This window comes from Exiguobacterium sp. s189 (genome assembly GCF_018617615.1).
Taxonomy (GTDB): domain Bacteria; phylum Bacillota; class Bacilli; order Exiguobacteriales; family Exiguobacteriaceae; genus Exiguobacterium; species Exiguobacterium aestuarii_A.
The window spans coordinates 43,636-62,987 of record NZ_JACSKM010000010.1; the positions used below are offsets into that span (position 1 = coordinate 43,636).

18 protein-coding genes and 2 riboswitches are annotated in these 19,352 nt (G+C 47.6%); of the genes, 12 read left to right on the forward strand and 6 right to left on the reverse strand.

The window, feature by feature from the left end:
* Window positions 1-64: 64 nt before the first annotated feature.
* Both KNO99_RS12235 and KNO99_RS12240 read right to left on the reverse strand, forming a co-directional pair.
* Complete coding sequence (locus KNO99_RS12235; RefSeq protein WP_214749005.1) at window positions 65-1,309, reverse strand: MDR family MFS transporter; 1,245 nt, start codon at window positions 1,307-1,309, stop codon at window positions 65-67.
* 269 nt (window positions 1,310-1,578) lie between these two features.
* Window positions 1,579-2,679 carry an AI-2E family transporter gene (locus KNO99_RS12240; RefSeq protein ID WP_214749008.1) on the reverse strand — a complete coding sequence of 367 codons (1,101 nt, stop codon included), beginning with the start codon at window positions 2,677-2,679 and terminating at the stop codon, window positions 1,579-1,581.
* 157 nt (window positions 2,680-2,836) lie between these two features.
* Window positions 2,837-2,936: riboswitch (SAM riboswitch) on the forward strand.
* Window positions 2,937-3,014: 78 nt separating this feature from the next.
* Between KNO99_RS12240 and KNO99_RS12245 the strand changes: the two genes are divergently transcribed.
* The 5 genes from KNO99_RS12245 (at window position 3,015) to KNO99_RS12265 (ending at window position 7,923) form a co-directional block, all read left to right on the forward strand.
* Window positions 3,015-4,190, forward strand: coding sequence for an aminotransferase class I/II-fold pyridoxal phosphate-dependent enzyme (locus KNO99_RS12245; protein ID WP_214749011.1), 1,176 nt, complete (start codon window positions 3,015-3,017; stop codon window positions 4,188-4,190).
* Entirely contained in the window at window positions 4,187-5,203 is a 1,017-nt protein-coding gene (locus tag KNO99_RS12250; protein WP_214749014.1) for an iron-containing alcohol dehydrogenase, read from the forward strand. The genes KNO99_RS12245 and KNO99_RS12250 overlap by 4 nt, the downstream gene beginning before the upstream one ends.
* 41 nt (window positions 5,204-5,244) lie before the next feature.
* A riboswitch (SAM riboswitch) is annotated at window positions 5,245-5,348 on the forward strand.
* Window positions 5,349-5,421: 73 nt separating this feature from the next.
* Window positions 5,422-6,243, forward strand: coding sequence for a MetQ/NlpA family ABC transporter substrate-binding protein (locus KNO99_RS12255; protein WP_214749017.1), 822 nt, complete (start codon window positions 5,422-5,424; stop codon window positions 6,241-6,243).
* Window positions 6,244-6,254: 11 nt separating this feature from the next.
* Window positions 6,255-7,289, forward strand: coding sequence for a methionine ABC transporter ATP-binding protein (locus KNO99_RS12260; RefSeq protein WP_214749020.1), 1,035 nt, complete (start codon window positions 6,255-6,257; stop codon window positions 7,287-7,289).
* Window positions 7,261-7,923, forward strand: a complete 663-nt coding sequence (locus KNO99_RS12265; RefSeq protein ID WP_214749023.1) for a methionine ABC transporter permease — start codon at window positions 7,261-7,263, stop codon at window positions 7,921-7,923. Before KNO99_RS12260 ends, KNO99_RS12265 begins: the two co-directional genes overlap by 29 nt.
* A gap of 30 nt (window positions 7,924-7,953) precedes the next feature.
* Here KNO99_RS12265 and KNO99_RS12270 read toward each other — a convergent pair whose 3' ends face one another.
* Window positions 7,954-8,349 (reverse strand): Spx/MgsR family RNA polymerase-binding regulatory protein, encoded by a 396-nt coding sequence (locus tag KNO99_RS12270; RefSeq protein ID WP_214749026.1) that lies wholly within the window; start codon window positions 8,347-8,349, stop codon window positions 7,954-7,956.
* A gap of 161 nt (window positions 8,350-8,510) precedes the next feature.
* Here KNO99_RS12270 and KNO99_RS12275 point away from each other — a divergent pair, with 161 nt between their 5' ends.
* The 4 genes from KNO99_RS12275 to KNO99_RS15460 all read left to right on the forward strand — a co-directional run bounded on the left by KNO99_RS12275 (window position 8,511) and on the right by KNO99_RS15460 (window position 12,626).
* A complete protein-coding gene (locus KNO99_RS12275) occupies window positions 8,511-8,894 on the forward strand; it encodes a DUF302 domain-containing protein (protein ID WP_214692464.1) in 384 nt (127 codons plus the stop codon).
* Window positions 8,895-8,993: 99 nt separating this feature from the next.
* A complete protein-coding gene (locus tag KNO99_RS12280; protein ID WP_214749029.1) occupies window positions 8,994-10,286 on the forward strand; it encodes a hypothetical protein in 1,293 nt (430 codons plus the stop codon).
* Complete coding sequence (locus tag KNO99_RS12285) at window positions 10,283-11,563, forward strand: hypothetical protein (RefSeq protein ID WP_214749032.1); 1,281 nt, start codon at window positions 10,283-10,285, stop codon at window positions 11,561-11,563. Before KNO99_RS12280 ends, KNO99_RS12285 begins: the two co-directional genes overlap by 4 nt.
* Before the next feature lie 157 nt (window positions 11,564-11,720).
* Window positions 11,721-12,626, forward strand: coding sequence for a methyl-accepting chemotaxis protein (locus KNO99_RS15460; RefSeq protein WP_214749035.1), 906 nt, complete (start codon window positions 11,721-11,723; stop codon window positions 12,624-12,626).
* Window positions 12,627-12,647: 21 nt separating this feature from the next.
* Here the strand turns inward: KNO99_RS15460 and KNO99_RS12295 are convergent, their stop codons facing one another.
* Entirely contained in the window at window positions 12,648-13,301 is a 654-nt protein-coding gene (locus KNO99_RS12295) for a M48 family metallopeptidase (RefSeq protein ID WP_214749038.1), read from the reverse strand.
* A gap of 115 nt (window positions 13,302-13,416) precedes the next feature.
* Between KNO99_RS12295 and KNO99_RS12300 the strand changes: the two genes are divergently transcribed.
* Genes KNO99_RS12300 through KNO99_RS12310 form a run of 3 tightly spaced genes read left to right on the forward strand, consistent with a single transcriptional unit; the run spans window position 13,417 to window position 16,992 of the window.
* On the forward strand, window positions 13,417-14,589 hold the full coding sequence (locus tag KNO99_RS12300; RefSeq protein WP_214749040.1) for a MalY/PatB family protein: 1,173 nt from the start codon (window positions 13,417-13,419) through the stop codon (window positions 14,587-14,589).
* 55 nt (window positions 14,590-14,644) lie between these two features.
* On the forward strand, window positions 14,645-15,856 hold the full coding sequence (locus KNO99_RS12305) for a hypothetical protein (protein ID WP_214749043.1): 1,212 nt from the start codon (window positions 14,645-14,647) through the stop codon (window positions 15,854-15,856).
* Window positions 15,853-16,992, forward strand: a complete 1,140-nt coding sequence (locus KNO99_RS12310; protein ID WP_214749046.1) for a hypothetical protein — start codon at window positions 15,853-15,855, stop codon at window positions 16,990-16,992. The genes KNO99_RS12305 and KNO99_RS12310 overlap by 4 nt, the downstream gene beginning before the upstream one ends.
* A gap of 62 nt (window positions 16,993-17,054) precedes the next feature.
* On the opposite strand, the gene KNO99_RS12315 is transcribed toward KNO99_RS12310, so the two are convergent.
* Both KNO99_RS12315 and KNO99_RS12320 read right to left on the reverse strand, forming a co-directional pair.
* On the reverse strand, window positions 17,055-18,068 hold the full coding sequence (locus KNO99_RS12315; RefSeq protein ID WP_214749049.1) for a tyrosine-type recombinase/integrase: 1,014 nt from the start codon (window positions 18,066-18,068) through the stop codon (window positions 17,055-17,057).
* On the reverse strand, window positions 18,065-19,126 hold the full coding sequence (locus tag KNO99_RS12320) for a GGDEF domain-containing protein (protein WP_214749052.1): 1,062 nt from the start codon (window positions 19,124-19,126) through the stop codon (window positions 18,065-18,067). The genes KNO99_RS12315 and KNO99_RS12320 overlap by 4 nt, the downstream gene beginning before the upstream one ends.
* Between the last annotated feature and the right edge of the window lie 226 nt (window positions 19,127-19,352).

Below are 19,352 nucleotides of genomic sequence, written 5' to 3' on the forward strand. Positions count from 1 at the left end.
ATAAGAATGAAAAGAATGAAAAGACCACACTTTCTAAAAAACAGAGAGTGTGGTCAATGAGTGATTACGCGGATTTTTGCTTTGCTTCTGTCGCTTGAACGTGACGTCCGAGTTGCCAGTAAATAATACCTGACAGACAACTCGCGCCGCCGATCAAAATCAGTGCGATATGTCCGGCACGATGATCGAAGAAGACACTCGAGATAATCGGTGCCGTCACACCGCCAATCAGCCACTGGACACTCGCAGCACCATTGTAGGCACCGCGCATGTTCTCTGGCGCAATCAAGGCGATGAATGTCTGTTGGACAGGAGACATGATCATCTCACCAAACGTGTAAAACGCGTAGACGGCGAGTAAGATCCCGACGAGCGGGAGATAAGGGACATCAAGTGCGTACAATGCTCTCGGGACGATCGCAATCAAGATCATCCCAATCCCGAATACGGTAGCTCCAGCAAACATGACTTTCCCAAAAGGCTTATTCCCAAGCTTCGATGCAATCGGGAACTGGAAAAGAACGACGAGGATCCCGTTAAGTGCCAACAGGTAAGGGAATGGGTTTTGTTGATCCGTATACGTTGGGAGCGACTCTTTCAAAAAGAGCGGCAACATACTTTCGACGACCGAGAACCCCATTGATATGAATATACCCGCAAAGATAAAGATCAGAAACACGCGGTCGTTATAGAATACGCGCAACACTTCACGGTTGCTTGGGGTCTCATCTTCCGTGAACTCCGGCAACGACTCGTGAATAAATGCCCCAAGCACGAGGGCATATAGTCCAAAGATGAAAGCAGCCGCAAAGAAAATGAGCTCCCTGTCGATGAACAGTACCGCACTCCCGAGAAGCGGTCCGAATGCGGCTCCGATGTTATGCCCCATTCGTAAGAGACCGAACGCCTCGTTCATGTGCTCGGGTTCCGTGACATCAGCGACCATTGCACTGGCAGCGGGGTGGAACAATGAATTGGTCAAGCCGAGCATGGCATTGAGTAAGAGCAACGGCCAAAACGAGTCGGCGAACGCAAAACCGATGAGAGCGAGCGCGTCACCAACGATGGCGATCATCATAATTGGTTTGCGTCCGTATAGATCAGCAAGCCGTCCCCCAATCATCGAGCCGAGGAGCGCCATGATCGGTCCCGTCGCCATGATGATTCCGACTTGAAGATAGCTGTCTAACTGGTCACTATAATAAAGGACTAAGAATGGGGCAATCATGAACATCATGATTCCCGTGATCGTTTCTCCTAAGAAACGTATCCAAATGTTGCGGTCGAGTTGCTTGAGTGATTGAAACATACAGGTCACCTGCTTTATTTAATTTTAGACACAAAAGGGACGTCATATGCATGAAGGCATACGACGTCCCACGTTGTTTATGCATGCCTAGTTAGGCAGGCATCTTAGATATGAATCAATCGAAGAGGTGCCTGCCAATCAGTATGAACTTGAATGAATGGTTTCGAAGATACTACTGACATGGGAACCTCTCCTTTCTGTTAATTGTTGTTCTTCTCTTCAACTGTATGACACATTTCATCAATGTGTCAACAAATTAGTGGGAGGATTTAGAGTAATTCATTTAAATTTTTTCGGTTTAAACGATAATCAATCAGTCTAGACAAGACCACTTGAATCATCGCCGTAATCGGAACACTCACAAACATGCCGACGAGACCAAATAGACTTCCTCCGATGATAATCGATGTGATGACCCAAAATGGAGTGATTCCGACGCTGTCGCCCAAAATCTTCGGTCCGAGCCACAATCCGTCAAATTGTTGCAACAAGAAGATGAACAAGAGCACCAATACGGCGGTGAACGGATCATAAAAGTAAGTGATGATAAACGCTGGAATCATCCCTAATAGCGGACCGACGTATGGGATAAAATTGAGCACACCGACGATGACACCAAGAAGTAACGCGTATGGAGCCCCGATGATTAAGAGTCCGATGACAGCGAGAACACCGATGATCAGACAATCGAGTGATTTACCGATGATGTATCGTTTAAAAATGTAGTCCATCTCCTGAAAGATATCGATTGTCGTCTTCGCAGTGCCCACTGGTAAGAGCGCGTAGAGAAGGCGTTTGAACATGCGAGCGAAGACTTCTTTGTCCTTTAACAGATAGATGGAGATGACAATCCCGATTAAGAAGTTGATCAATGTCATCGTGAAACTAGAGACATAACTGACAGAAGAGAGGACGGCCGTCTCGACCCATCCGGAATAACGATCCTCGAAGCGTGCAAAATCAATCGCCTGGGCGATCGTCGCGTTATAGTCTTTCAGGTAATTGTTTACATCACCTAAGAACGCATCGATTTGACGGATGTAGACGGGTAACTCCTCGATGAGTGATGAAAGACTCGAGTAGATCCGCGGGAACAACGTGACGACCGAGATTGCTAAAATCCCGATAAACGTGATATAGACGATGAGCAGACCTTGATATCGCTTCAAATGGAACCGTTCTTCAATATAAGAGAGTACGGTGTTAAGTAATAAAGCGATGGCAATCCCCATGATGATTGGGGTCAGTAACTGAAACGTGTACTGCAAAACACGTGAGATGGTATCCGGTTCACTGATGACCCGCCATAAGACGAGTAAAATCAGACCGATCACACTGAGTTTCCAAATAAGTTGACGATTAAGCTCCAATGCTCTATCCCCTCATACAAATATAATTTTTCTACTCTTTTACTATGAATGTTTTTTGAAAAGGATTCAATAGATGTTCACTTTGAAAAAATGTTTGACACCGTTGGAAATGTCTGGTTAACTTAGGAACATACAAAAATTACATAGCGAATAACACTTTCTATCAAGAGAAGCGGAGGGACTGGCCCGATGAAGCTTCAGCAACAGATTGCAAAATACTGTGCTAATTCCAGCAAGGTGACCTTGAGAGATGGGAAGGTGGTTGACTACATACGTCTGTATTGAGCACCCCTTTCCTCAGAAAGGGGTGTTTTTTCGTATCAGGAGGAAGAATCATGGCAGACAGACGTTCACAATTATTAAAATCCTTACCGACGCAACACTTCGTCGGATTAGCAGAAGAGGTCGCAGCGGTAGAGGCAAGCGGGAAGAGCGTCATCCGACTCGGGCAAGGGACACCCGATTTACCGACGCCCGCTCCAATCTGTGAGGCGCTCGAACGTGCCATCACGGACCCGACCACACACCAATACGGTCCATTTCGAGGACAGACCCGATTGAAAGAAGCGGTCGCATCATTTTACTCTCGTGAATATGGTGTCGAACTCGATCCGGAACGAGAAGTCGCGATCTTGATCGGTAGCAAATCAGGTTTGATCACACTCCCACAATGTCTTCTCGAACCGGGTGACGGGATTTTACTCCCGAACCCGGGTTACCCGGATTACATCTCGGGGGCGCGTCTGGCTGGTGCGGAAATCATCGATTTGACGTTAAAAGAGGAACATGGCTTTCTTCCGGACTATTCAACACTCGACCCGTCCCACGCGAAACTCATGTATTTGAACTACCCGAGCAATCCGACTGGGGCTGTTGCGACGCCGGCATTCTTTGAAGAAACCGTCGCGTTTGCGAAGAAGCATGATGTGATGGTCGTCCACGATTTCGCTTATGGAAGCATTGGGTTCGACGGTTATGTTCCCCCGAGCTTCCTTCAGGCAGATGGTGCGAAAGAAATTGGAATTGAAGTATACACGATGTCGAAGGCGTTCAATATGTCGGGGTGGCGTGTCGCGTTCGCGGTCGGGAATGCCGATATCATCGAAGCCATCAACACGTATCAAGATCATGTCCACGTGTCTGTCTTCTCAGCCATTCAAGAGGCAGCGATTGTGGCGTTAGAATCCCCGCGAGACTTGCGTGATGACCTAGCCTCACTTTACGAAACAAGACGAAACCGATTGATTAATGGATTACGCCGGGCGGGGTGGGAGATTGAGGCACCGAAGGGTTCGTTCTTTGTATGGGCGAAAGTACCTGAGGGGGATGCAAAATCGTTCTCGAAAAAGTTACTCCACGAGGCGGGAGTCGCCGTCACACCAGGCTACTTCTTCGGAACAGAGGGAGAGCACCACATCCGTTTCGGTCTCGTATCGTCTGAACAGAAGATTGATGAAGCGGTAGAACGGATTGAGAGACTGTTTGCAGCTTATGAGGAGGTACATTTGTGATACGTCAGGCCGTGCTCGAATATGACCATTCGGATGATGCGCTCGAGGACCTTCATACGGTGATTGGAAACCGGAAGGCACTCGTTTTGAAAGGATTGAACGGATACGGTGAAGCGGTTCACGTGTTCCCTCGTCTAGCAAATCTTCCGAGTGTACAGTTCAACGGGGAATGTTCAGACGAAGAAGTTAATCGTTTGAATGCCTATCGACCCGACGTATGGATTGCCGTCGGCGGAGGTAAATTGATTGATACGGCGAAGCGGATTGCATTCGCTCAGTCAGTTCCGCTCATTGTCGTCCCGACCCTCGTGTCAAACTGTGCCGCCTTCACCCCACTCAGCGTCATCTACACTGAGGAAGGGTCTTACATTCGCTATGACACGTTTCCGGTCGTCATCGAGCGCGTCATCGCAGATGAACGACTGTTACGTGATTCACCTTATGACTATTTCAAGGCTGGCGTCATCGACACGGTCGCAAAGTGGTTCGAGGCTCGTTATATTAGCGGGACGACTTCAAAGGATGCAGGGATTCAGTCAGGGTTATCACTTGCTGCGCAGTGCGGTAAATTGATGGACTTGTCGATTCATGAACAGGACTTTCGTCATTATGGGCCAGACATCCGATATATCGTCGACCATGTCCTCGCAATCGGTGGTGCGGTCGGTGGGTTCGGGGGTGCCGGCACACGTGTTGCCGTTGCGCACGCCGTTCATAATGCACTCAGTCGCTTTGATTCGACTCATCATTGGTTACATGGGGACAAGGTCGGGTTCGGATTGATTGTTCAAGAACGGTTGATTAGATCCGATGACACCTTCCTGCTCGAGGACTGGCTTCAATCCATCGATGCGCCGACTTCGCTAACACAACTTGGGATTCATCCTGATCAAGTCGATGAATTGGTCACTTCGATTGTTGAAGAAATCACGATTCAAGGGATTCGGAATCTTGAAGATTCAGAGCAGTTAAAAGAAATTCTCATCAATCTACAAGAATTAGTTTACAAATAATGCTTTTATCAGTAATATAATAACAAAATAATAGAACCGATTGCTTATCAAGAGTGGTGGAGGGACTGGCCCGATGAAACCCGGCAACCAGATCAGTATGATCATGGTGCTAATTCCAACAGACGTGACGTCTGGGAGATGAGCGTGTCCGACTTTCACTTGTCGTGCCCGCCGCTCTTCGTGAGTAGCGGGCTTTTCATTTGGAGGAGGAACTATTCATGAACATCAAACAAAAAACACTTTTGGCAGGTACATCATTCCTTGCAGCAATTGCACTTTCTGCGTGTGGGCAATCCGAGGCGAGCGAAACGCTCAGCACGGAAGAACTGACAATCGGCGTGACCGGTGGCCCACACGAGCAGATTGCAGAGAAAGTACAAGAACTCGCGAAAGAGGACGGTCTTGAGATCGACATTAAAGTATTCAATGATTACAACACACCAAACACCGCTCTCGACGAAGGAAGCCTCGACGTGAACAGTTATCAGACGCTCTCGTTCTTAGAGCTCCAAAAATCGGATAAAGGCTATAAGATCGACGACGTATTCAAAACGGTCGCATTCCCGATGGGGCTATATTCTGAGAAGTTGACAGATATCAAGGATTTAAAAGAAGGGGATAAAGTGGCCGTACCGAATGACCCGGCGAACGAACTGCGAGCATTACGTCTTTATGAAACGGCAGGCCTCATCACATTGAAAGAAGGCTTGACAGATAAAGCGACGAAACGGGATATCGCTGAAAACCCGCTCAATCTCGAATTCATAGAGCTCGAAGCGTCGCAGCTCCCGACACAACTTCCGGAAGTGGCCCTTGCAGCCATCAATACGAACTTTGCGATGGGTGCAGGTCTCTCCATCAACGAGGATCCCCTGTTCCATGAGGACACGGTCGACAACCCATATCCGAACTATGTGGTCGTCCGCTCGGTCAACAAAGAAGATGAGGTCGTTGAGACATTGAAGTCTTACTACCATTCGGATGAAGTACGTGCCTTCATCGAAGAGGAATTCAATGGATCTGTCGTACCAGCGTTCTGAGGAGGGATTCGATGATTGAACTGAAACAAATCACCAAGCAATTTCACGTCAATGGAGATACAATCACAGCGCTTGACGACGTCTCCCTCACAATCGAAAAAGGGGAAATCTTCGGCATCATCGGGCGAAGCGGTGCTGGGAAGAGTACTCTCATCCGGATGATCAATCTATTGGAGCGCCCGACAGCAGGTGTCGTTGAGATTGAGGGACAAGACATCACACAATTAAAGAAAAAAGAACTCTCTTCGCTACGTCAGCGAATCGGCATGATCTTTCAACATTACAACCTATTAAAGATCGCGACCGTCGAAGAGAATGTCGCCATCCCGCTCCGCCTCGAAGGGCTCGGAAAGCAAGTCATCCGTGAACGGGTCGACCGCTATCTCGACATCGTCGGTTTATCTGAACATCGGAACCATTATCCTGAACAATTGTCAGGCGGACAAAAGCAGCGCGTCGCCATTGCACGAGCGCTCGCCCATGAACCGGACATCCTGCTCAGCGACGAGTCGACGAGTGCGCTCGACCCTGAGACGACCGAGTCGATCTTAGAGTTGTTGCTCGAAATCAACCGAGAACTCGGATTGACCATCTTCTTGATCACGCATGAGATGGAAGTGATTGAACGGATCTGTGACCGGGTCGCCGTCATCGATCACGGCAACATTATTGAACAAGGCAATGTGTTGGATGTCTTCTCAAACCCGAGACACGAAACGACGCAGCGGTTCTTGAAGACGAATCTCGATGTTCCGGAAGAAGTGGTGTCGGAATTACAGACGCGAGGCACGCTCGTTCATTTATCATTCATCGGTAGTCAAACGGAACAAGCGGTGCTCGCGCAGTTGACGAAACGATTCGGGATCTTACCGAACATCATCGGAGGCGGGATCAAGAAATTGAAAGCGGGTCTTGTCGGAAATCTGCTCGTTCACCTTGACGGAGACCATGAACAAACAGAACTCGCTGTCCGTTATTTGAAGACGAGCGGTGTACACGTAAGGGAGGTGTCGAACCATGCAACAGTTCTGGACAGACTGGGGTGACCTCATTTGGACGGGAACGATTCAAACATTGACGATGACGAGTATCGCGCTCCTCATCTCGACCTTGATTGGACTTCCGCTCGGGACGTTGCTTGTACTGACGAGACCGGACGGGCGTCTCGCGAACCGGTTCGTGTACGGCGGATTATCGAGCGTCATCAACGTCATCCGTTCGATTCCGTTCATCATTCTCTTGTTTTTCATCTTGCCGTTCACACGTTTCATCATGGGTACGACAATCGGGGTCCAAGGTGTACTTCTACCACTCATTGTCTTCACCGCCCCATACATCGCACGGCTCATGGAGTCTGCTCTTCTTGAAGTCGACCGCGGGGTCATCGAGGCGTATGAGGCGATGGGCATCTCGACGAGAAAGATCATCTGGTACGTCCTCATCCGTGAGGCACGTTCTTCCATCGTTCTCGGATTGACGATTGCAACGATCGGTTTGATTGGTGCGACTGCCATGGCAGGTCTCGTTGGAGCCGGTGGGCTTGGAGATATCGCATATCAATACGGACACCTTCGTTTTGAACCGGAAGTGATGTATGTGACGATTTTTGTCCTCATCCTACTTGTTCAATCGATTCAGTCATTCGGAAACCGATTGGCAACCAAATTAAAACGAGCCTAAAAAAGAATCGTGTCGCCTTGGCGACACGATTTATGCGTTGTGGAGCAACCGTTTTAGTTCAGCGATGCGGTCATGCCGAGGAATGAACGTCCGAATCTCTTTCTCACTGAAACCGACCTGGATACGATGATGGTCGAAGACAATCGGACTCTTCAGGATTTGTGGGTTTGATGCGACAAAACTGTACAGTTCGCGAATCGACATCTCGTTGAGTTTCTCAGCCGCTTGCTTATATACGCTCTTCTGTACCGACAGCAAGTCGGTCGTCCCATTCTCAGTCAGACTTAGCATTTCTTTAAATTCACCAAAGGATAAGCCTTGGTCTGTCAATTTCTTTTCGATGAAGGGAATCTTTTGTTCCCGCAACCAATCAATCGTTTTTCTGGAAGAACTGCAGCTCGTATGCGTGAATACCGTGACCGTCACGACAACCACTTCTCCTTTACATCAGTTTGGTTCTAACTATTATCTCTTTTTATACGTTACGTTTCGTGATTATGTTTCAAATCACATACAGTTTCTTTTTGATTGAAAGCGACTTCGTTCGGGTACAGATTTCAAGAGGAATCACATAAGGAGGAATGAAGATGTTTGATTATACTGTACAGTCTGACCGTACTGTTGAGGACGTCATCGCCCGTCTTGGAGAAGCGCTGAAAGATGAGTCATTCGGTGTATTATGGGACTTTGATTTGAGCGACACGTTAGAGAAAAAAGGGCAGGCCATTGAAGGGAAGTATCGCATCTTAGAAGTGTGCAACCCGAAGGCAGCAAAAGAAGTGCTGTCACAACAGTTAGAGGGAGGCTACTTCCTCCCGTGTAAAATCGCAGTGTTCGAAAAGGACAATCACACACAGATCGGCATGCCGAAACCGACAACGTTGATTCGTCTCATTGACGACAAATCGCTACAAGCCGTCGCAGCGGACGTCGAATCTAGACTGCAACGTGCGATCGACCAAAGTAAATAATCGATGTACCATCCGTTCATGAAACATGAGCGGATTTTTTTCGTATAGGACAGTTAGATAATGGTAAAATTGGATAGAATGTTGACTGGAGGAGATATTTTGTTTAAAAGAGGGATTACAATAATACTTGGCGCTTCGTTGTTAAGCGCATGTGGAGCATCTGACATAGAAGTCATTCAATTAGATCACATAGAAAATCAATGGAATCTCGAGAGTTACACGAAAGAAGGAGAATTTGTTCAAGTACACGAAACGAGAGAAGTGCTCGAGGCATGTGAGGGTGAACGAACGGCGGAGCTAAATGGAGATGTCACTGTATATCAGACAGTGTTCGCAGGACGAAACGGGGTCGTGTCATCCATGGATCCGTACTCGATGAAGGTAGTTACCTATTTAGAAGGTGACGAACGATATGTTGTCTGTCGCGAAGATTATACGAATCAATGGATGGCGGAGACGATCGATAAGTTCCCGGACTTTGTAAATACATCTGAAGGAATCAGCGTCCCCCGATTACCTAGCCTTCATCAAACATCTTTATCCTCAAAAGATAAGCTAATGAAAACAGACGAACTGAACATCGATGAAATCGACATCATCCCGTTCCGAGATACATTACTTGAAATTGAACCGGCTCTATTCGGAGAGCTTGAACTAGAACTCGATGGTAAAGCGACGAGACATTCGCTCACTAGTTTTCAACCGACCGGAATCGATATGCCGCATCGACAGATTGCCATCGGACTCGATCGAAAAACATCTCAACCGTATATTCTTTTTTCATTCAATGAACGCTTTGTTTATCAGCAATTACAGTTTGAAGAACTAGAGGATCCTGCGTCAATAGAACAACAGTCCTTTGAAGAGTTAAGCGTCGACACCATCATCGAACCTGGAGAGATAAAAAAAGGAGAAGCGGTTCCCTTATATTCATTCCACTACATAAAAGATGGTGAACCAGTGACTGAAACGATGACGGTTCGCTTTATTGAAGGTACGTTACTGAAAGAAGGCGAAGAACCCGATTCGATGCTTGAAGAGTGGGTGCTGGACCAAGAAGACGGTTCAAGAGTCATTGCGCACCGTAAACCGTTTGATGGGAATTCACTCACTTATCCTGATTTCATCGAAATCTCGACGGAAGAATCTGAACAAGTCATGGAAGTATTGAAGGAGGCAGAACCGGTCGGCCGTAAGGGTGAACCTGCAGACTATCGATACTTGACGTTGATGGAAGGATGGAAAGGGCAAGAATTTGAAATCAGCTATAAACAGCGGTCAAAAAAAATCGACATCTATCTGACAGACCCGCTTCGCGAGCAGACATTTAAATTATCTAGTAAAGGGGCGGAAGTGTTCTTGGATATTTTCCCGGAGTACGAAAAATCATGATGAAACGACTATTATTCACGTTATGTACAGTTGGAATATTATCGGGTTGTGGTGGAGAAGAGGTAAATGTCGTCAAACTGGACCATATGCCATCACAATGGGATGTACGAGACATGAACAGCTTTACTACCGGGCCGGAGACGTGGGCGAGCGATTTACTCCTTGCATGCACCGATGACCCGATTCCCCAAATTAATGAAGACGTCACGGTCTATCATTCGTATGTTTTGAACCGAAAAGCCATGATTTCGGACTACGATGCACATGCCTATAAGCTAGTGACGTATGTAAAAGGCGAACAGAATTATGTCATTTGTCAGGACGGCTTTTCTCCAAAGATGAGAGTCGGACTTGTTAAGAAGTTCCCTTCGTTTGTACAGGCTTCTGAAGGTGTCACCATCCCAAGTAACCCGACAATTGCAAATGGAACTCCGGAACAAGAAGAGAGTTTGAAGGAAAGCGATTATTCCGATGTTTTCGAGGATCCCGTCCATCTCATTGACGAAACGATGATTCAAGTGACCCCTTCCTTGAATGGAAGTATCCATTTAACCATCGGAGAGGACGAAGGGATCTTTCCGCTCTCAATCATTGAACCTTATCACGCGCAAATGGGAAGCATGACAATCGCACTCGGCTACGACGAACAATCCAAAGAGGCTTACATTTTCGCTAAGTCTGAAGGGGGCTTACTTTCCTATGACCCGGTCGTCATGATTTCCGAAAATGATTATTGGCAACCAAAGCAATTTGAAGGGCTCAAAGTCGAGCGGGGACTGCAAGCAGACTCGCTTGAACCCGGAGTCGAGACACCGGTTTACACATTCTCTTACATGGAGAACGGAAAACGTGTGACGGAAGATGTCCGTCTCACGTACACCGGTCGCGAATTTGCGACGGATGAATCGATCGAAGCAGACATAGAATCGAATCCCGCCGTACCAAGTGGTCCGTTCGTGTTCGTCCATAAGACTCCTTTAGACGAAAAGGCAACGATTGGTTACCCGAACGTGCTGCGGGCTGCAGGAATCGACATGTCTGATTTGATGGATGGAATCGATGAGGCAGAGCCGGTCAAGCGAAAAGGGGAGATAGAAGAGTACACGATGCTTACGATCATCGACGGATGGGTCGGTCAGGAGTTTCAATTAAGCTTTCAGAGACGTTCGAAAAAGGTGGATGTGTACTTAACCGATCCAAAGCGAAAGCAGACGTTCAAATTGTCGAGTATGGGTGCAGAGACATTCTTCAGCTATTTTCCCGATTTGAAAGAGTAAAGGCGCCACTCGGCGTCTTTTCATTTGGTAAATATTTAAAATTTAAGATATTGACCTTCTATACAAAAAGGATGCAATGGATTGCTTCACAATACGTTACACTGAGGTTCACGATTTAATACGAATATCCTACGAAGAAGAAAGGTTGCTATCTTTAATGAGTACATTGAACCAGAAAATGATCCATTCAGATGACGTATTCCGGTCCATCGAGACGAACATGGCGATGATTCGATTTGATCGTCAACGCCGGGTCGTCGATGTGAACGATACGTTCGCAAAAGCGATGAAATATAGACGCGAAGAGATGGTTGGCATGCAACACCATTTGTTCTGCCCTTCTTCCTTTGTCAATAGTCCGGATTATTCGGCATTTTGGGAGAAACTTTGGAGCGGATTCAGTTTCTCGGATAAAGTGGAGCGAGAGAATGCAAAAGGGGAAACCATTTGGCTCGAGGCGACGTATATGCCGATTTTCGAAGGGGATGATGTCGTAGGTGTCGTCAAAATCGCATCGGATATCACGGAGCGGCAACAGGTGATTGAGGATTATGCGTATCGCTTCAAATCGATGACCGATGTGCTCGATGAACGGGCGAAGACAGGTATGCAAGATACGAAAGTATTGAATGAGACGATTGAACGGCTTGCTAAAGATGCGGCGGACAACCTCCATGCCCTTCAGAACTTGCGTCGTCAAGCCGATGATATCGCGAAAATCGCACTGTCCATCAAAGAGATTGCCGCACAAACAAATCTATTGTCCCTGAATGCCGCCATCGAAGCCGCTCGCGCCGGTGAACATGGACTTGGATTTAATGTCGTGGCGACGGAAGTGCGGAATCTCTCCCGTATGGTTGAACGTGCGGTCGTCGACGTCAATTCAAATACGGAAGGGATGAACTTTGAACTACGAAAAATTGTAGAAGGTGTCACCGCATCCAATCAAGAAATTCAGTTGAGTGCAAAGACGATGGAACAAACGATGGATCGATTCCATGCGTTCGAGCAGGCCGCAGCCGAATTACATGATACGGCTGACACGTTCACTTCTAACTTATGAACCGATTGACCCTTTGATGGGTCAGTCGTTTTTTTTGAATTGTAATGTATGGCCGTTCTCCTTCAACCAAGCTTTCGCTTGATCTGTTTCTGGATATACGGTACGTAACGTGTTCCAAAATGAGGCAGAGTGGTCGAAGTGGACGAGATGCACCCATTCGTGAGCGATGACGTAATCCATCATTTCTTTTGGTGCGAGCATAAGGCGGACGTTGATGGAGATGGTCCCATTTGAACTACATGACCCCCAACGTGTCTTTTGGTGACCGATTCGAATCTTTTCCGCTTTCACGCCTAAGATTCTTTCGTAAGTCGGTGCCCGCTCAATCACATATTCAAGCGCACGTTCGCGTAGCCATGCCTCATAATGTTTAGACAGGGTGTTTTCGTCCCATGTCCTCGGGACGAAAAATGAGTAACCGTCATGTCTGAGTGTCGTGCCATCATCTCTTTTGGTCGGATAGCTTTTTCCATGAAAGACGAGCCCCTCATCAAGAACAGACGTCTGTCTCGGAAGGTTGTGCCATGTATGACGAATCCATGAGTCGTGCTCTTCTAAAATGCGATCGACGACTCGTTTTGACAAACGTGCTGGGATACGTAGCTCGATTCCATTTGGTGTGACATAAAATGCGGCTTTTTTTCTTCGTTTATGTCTGACGATGTTGACGTTCATACATTACCTCCTCTCTATATCTCGATTGAGTATAACGAAGTCGGCAAGAAACTGCCATGCTTTTTTGGCACGCAGTCGAATCAACTTTGATACAGTAAGAGGAGGAGGGATGAACATGAAATCAATTTTACAACAACAACTTGAACGTACAGGTACGAATTCAGTGAAGTGGGATGGGTTGGAGCGTTGGTTCCATCTGTCAGAAGAGGTGTTGCCACTCTGGGTGGCCGACATCGATATCCGTACGGCACCGTCTATTTCGGAGGCACTCGCCAACAAAGCCGCTCAAGGAGAATTCGGCTATACATTGTTCGCGCCTGAAGCGCAGGAAGCGGTTCGGTCTTGGTACGGGCGACGTCACGATATGGAGATTGATCCGAAGCATGTCTTATTCTCAAGTGGGGTCGTCCCCGCATTGACACATATCGTCGAGGCATTGACGGAAGTCGGGGATGGTGTTGTGATTCAGTCACCCGTCTACCCACCGTTCCATGAACTCGTCGTCGGTTCGAAACGACAGGTGTTCGATGCGCCGTTGAAAGAGAACGATGGACGCTACGAGATGGACTTCGTCGCCTTAGAGGAAGCGATGAAACAAGCGAAGCTCTTCTTGCTCTGTTCTCCGCACAATCCGGTCGGACGTGTCTGGACGAGAGCAGAACTCGAAAAGGTCGTCGAGCTTGCAAATCAATATGATGTCATCGTCGTCGCAGATGAGATTCATGCGGATTTGACGTTCCCTTCTCATGAACATACCGCAATCGGCTCACTCGATCCCCGCGTCATCACGGTAAGTGCGCCCTCAAAAGCGTTTAACATCGCGGGATTATTTGCGTCCTACATCATCTGTCCGGTTGATGAGTGGCGGAAGCAGATCACGAAAGTACAGAACAAACATCACGTCCTCCCGACACCGTTTGCGAATACAGCTATCATCGCGGCCTATACAGAAAAACGTGCGGAGCAATGGCTCGATCAGTTACGTGAAGAACTCGAGCAACAAATGAGCGAGGTCATCGACTCGATTGAAACCCATTTACCGATGCTCCGTACGGCGCGTCCTGAGGCGAGCTATTTATTGTGGATCGACTTTTCGGAGCTCCCGATGTCTGCAGAGGAGAGAAAGTCTTGGCTACATCAAGACGTTCGAATCTTCTTGTCACCGGGTAGTCCGTTCGGTCCTCAAGGTGAAGCGTTTGAACGGATGAATATCGGGACGCGTCGCGAATTGCTAGACGAGGCAATCCATCGTCTCAGCACGCAAATGAAGCGAAAAGCGTTTGTGTAAAACGAGAATCGGGAAAAATTCACAATGAGATGATGAGAGAAAGTGAGTGGATGGGATGGAGACGATCAATTGGAAGAAAAAAATGGAGGAACAGCTAAGGCGCAGTGGATTCACCTTGCAAGTCGAAAACATGTCCAATATTCGCTTGACTGAGATTCATGCGAGCTCTTCTCCGTTGATCTCTTATCCGCTCCGTGTCCGATTGTATGAGCGGATGGGTTGGCTCATGTGTACGGTCGATTCGCCGACTCTTGACCGAAACGAGGACCATCCCTTATTCGAGCGGATGGTGACAGCCGTATTCGAACGAATCGTACGTCATTTATACAACGGATATGGATTCCATGTGCTGACGTTCATCGGTGATACCGGAAACTATATCGCGCCTAAAGATTCTGAGACAGGCGAGGTCGTCCGTCTCGTCGCTCACCTATGGAATGACCGCTCCTATATCCATCTCGACACATTCGAGGAATATCCGGCCTTATATGTGACCCCACCGTGGGCCCACCAGGCGTATGCTATCGAGAGTAGGGATGAGGAATGGGTCATTTACGCAGGTAGGGGCGGTAGACCATCGACCGATTATCGGGCGGATGGGGTCGAGTTAAAGCCTCATCGTCTGGCAGACGGCGAACTCTTCTTCCCGGTCGACCGTATCTCAAAACACAAAGGCACACTCGCTCTTGCCGAATGGCTCCGGCTTGAGCGGAGAGAAGTCGAGGACTTTATGATGTCATTCATGCAGACGATCCGAAAGTTCGACCCTTCCTTCGGATTCGCATGGGGTGGTACAGAGACGTTCTTTCACGGCGTGCCGGTCGAGCCATATGCGCAAGTACTCAGACTCGAGAGCGGGAAGCGTCGCTATCGCGTTATGAACAATACGGCAAAGCGATTGTTTGCGGTATCGGATGATCCTAACGAATGTCTGAAGGAAGTGAGTCAGACGTTAGGGACGATCACGTTACCGGAACGACGGGTCTCAGCACTCGGTCAACTGGTTATGGGGATTTGGCAACAGTTTGAGACCGATGAAGAGACGTATATCCAAGAAGTCGCATATCGGGATATCTCGAAATTCCAGATGGAAGAGAAAATTGGTCATGCTTTGGCGAATCAGCAACGTATTCGCTGGATTGACAAAAATCACCCGCACCAGAATGTGATTGAGTATGCCCATCTCCGTATCACGTTCCCGAAACGACCACCGGGCCTTGTCACTGTCGAACCTGCTGAATCTGGACATGAAAGAGGTGCTTTATGAGAATTGTGGATGCACGTGCCATGCCGATCGACCATGAGGATTTGATTGCTGTCACATCATCCTCGGTTTACTATCGGGAAAAGAAAGACGAGACGACTTTCTCCCTCTATCGTTTTGATGAAGAGGACGGGATGATTACCCAGTTGAACCGTCGTCCCTATGAAGACTACGGGTATTCGAAACTCTTCGTGGATGGGGACGTCGTGTACTTCTTAAACGAGATCCCAGACGGCGAGGGAATTATCAAGACAGAGTTGATCGCGTTCTCTTATAAAGCAGGGAAAGAAGAAATTGTAACGACATTTGAGAAGAGAGGGAATAGCACGCTATTCTGGGTACTCGATCATCGTTACTTCCTCTTTTTGACGGCGTTTGAATCGTCTGATGAGGCATGGTTGTATGATCGGGTGACCAGTCAGCGTGAGCGTATTCGGGACGAGCGTCTGGTCGGGAAGACAGAACGATTCCGTGAACTGTATTTGTTCACGACGACATTCGCGGGTATCGCGTATATCGTCTGTAACGCCAGACTCGATGAATTTGACTACTATGATGCACTCGATAATGGACGAGTCTCTCCGGACGACCCGATTGACCATTCTGAAGCGCTACTCATCTGTCCGCTCGAGGAAGCGATTGAGGCGATCTGGGATCAGCGGGATGAATTGCCATTCGATGATGTTCTCCGATTGCAAGGGGAAGGTGACACGGTACAATACCTTGGTGAAAACGAGGGTATCCTTCGATTTTCAGCGTTCGTCGACTCTTTGAACGAAGAAGTCATCTATGATTTGACGGCACCTGATGTGTTACATGAAGTATCGGTTGTCGACTGGGGTGCCTATGAACCGCTCGACTTCACATATGACGATGTCAGTTCGACAATCTTTATCAAGGTAGATGAGAGTGACATGCATACGGAAGTCATTGATGTTGCGACTGGGGCACGTTATATCGATGTGGAACCGTTCGAGCGCGTGATTGGTCGTCGTTATCTCGTTCATGAGTATACAGAAGGTCTTACGAGCGGCGTCGTCATTTTCGATTTAGAGACAGAGGAACGCTTTGCCTATGAAAATGCCTATTATATGGTCATCGATGATGCCGTATTAATCCTATCCATGTCGAGCACATAAATATAAACACCACCCATTTATTAGGTGGTGTTTATATTTGGATATATAGTTTACATAACATATTATTGTAAGCCTGATATCGCGTGTTTTTTTCGCTCGTCACCGATATGGGCATACACTTGTGTCGTGGCCACCGATTCATGACCAAGCAGCTGTTGAATCGTCAATACATCGATTCCGCTCATCGCCAGTCGTGTAGCAAACGTGTGGCGGAGTTTATGGGGTGTCACTTGTTTATATGACAAGAAAGGGAGATATGGTTTCAATCGATCGATATGACCTTTTAACACGTGTTGAACCGTACGAACGGCAATTCGTTTCCCTTTTTCATTCTGAAATAACGCACCTTCACGCGACAATTGACGGTATTCGGTGAGCAGGGGCTGAAGAGGACCCGCTATCGGAATGAGGCGCTCCTTGTTCCCTTTACCGATGACGCGGATGGTTTCGGTTTCGAAGTTGATATCGGTCCAATTGAGCCCGACGAGTTCCGACACGCGCATACCCGTCAGTCCGAGAAGTTGGATGATCAAAAAGTCACGTTCGCGATTTGCCTCATACCAGCTCGCCTCACGGTTCGTCATCCCGACATTGCTTCGGACGAGCGTTGAGAAGTCGAGCCACTCCGACTCTGTCAAATAGATTGGGTTCCGTTTGCCTCGTTTCGGTCGCTCCACGGCCTGAAATGGATTGGTTGTGGCCTGGTTCGTCTCAATTAAATAATTGAAGAGTGATTGTAATGTAGACAGTTTTCGATTGATGACACTCGGGGCGTTCTCGAGCTCGAGGGCGAGGTAAGTCGCATATGCTTCCGCTCCTGCATGATCGATTTCCGTAAATGCCGCCAAATCAATTGTCTCAGGTTCTAATTCAGTCCCGCTCACGTGTTCAACCCAACGGAAGAAGTCCAATACATCATAGACATATCGTTGAGCGGTCTGTTTGGAGTAGTGTTTGGCCGCTAAGTGATGGAAGAACTGTTGGATGAACACAGGTAATCGGTGCAATCCGTTCAGCTCAAACCGTTTCAAGTTCGTTGTTGTCGGCCGTTGTCCGAGTTGACGGAAGATACTCATTGAACCCCTCCTATTCTTACGAATCTAACTTGATTCTTTCCATTTTGTTTTCCTTCACGCAAATAATCATCTGCCTCTTTCACGATCCCCTCTAACGTATCGAACTGTGTACGCACGGCAAGTCCGAACGTCATCGTGATATGGAGTTGTTCACCTTCGTATTCCAAACGTGTGGATTCGATTTGATGTCGCAACTGTTCCGTTATGGCGTAAACGTCTCCAGACGAGTTCGTATAGAAGAGCAAAAACTCTTCACCACCCCAGCGTACGGCAATCCCGTCAACCGAGGACAAGATGGATGCGACTTGTTGGATGACACGGTCTCCACAATCGTGGCCATATGTCTCGTTGAACGACTTGAATCCGTCGATGTCACATAGCGCAATGGCGTAAGAGATGCCGTCGAGACTTGCCTGCTCGATGGATTCCGAGACGCGTTCATGCCCGTTTTTCCGATTCAGCAGCCCGGTCAATCCGTCTGTCGAAGCGAGAACCTGCAATTGCTCATTCGATTGTTCGAGTTCATCCGTCACCTCGACGACGGCCGATTCAAAGATGAATGATAGACCGGCAATCATCATGACCGTCGAAAGGATGCAAAAGAGCCCAAGCGCCTGTTCGATAGGTTGTGGCAAGGTCACCATTCCGTCTGACACATTGACGAAGAGGATGCTATAGATCATCATTGCGAGGGCGGTCGTCAAGATTCGTTGTCCTTTTGTCACGCTCGGCATGAAAAAGACGCCATAGGCCATCATGAGTATGAAATAATGCATGTTGACATCCCAACCGAGAATGAAAGTCGAGATGATTGCGTTATACACGACTTCGATGAAGAGTCCGGTGAAGAAAATGCCGTACCATCGCTTATGTACAAAATAAAATGAAATCGTGTAATATAGGACGCTCACTCCGTTAGAGATGAACAAAGAGGTCACATCCAATCGCCAGAATAACAGACAGAACAAGACATGAACGAACCAGGCGATGACGTTGCCATAAAACATGATGCGTTCATTATACAGCGTTCCGCGACGGGCATCATAAATTGTTCCCATCTCACACCTCCTCTCATTCAGTATAGCGAAAGAACGCTTGTATTTATATAAAAGTCATTAAAATTATCCATGAAAAGACCTTATAACACGTCCTTATCGTTGCGTGAAATAGATATTTCACGCAACGTTTGTGAGTTACGTGATCGATTCTGAATCGAGTGATTAATCGACCAATAAGTTTTATTGCAAAATAAATGGTAGACAATAATTTGTTATGTAAACCATA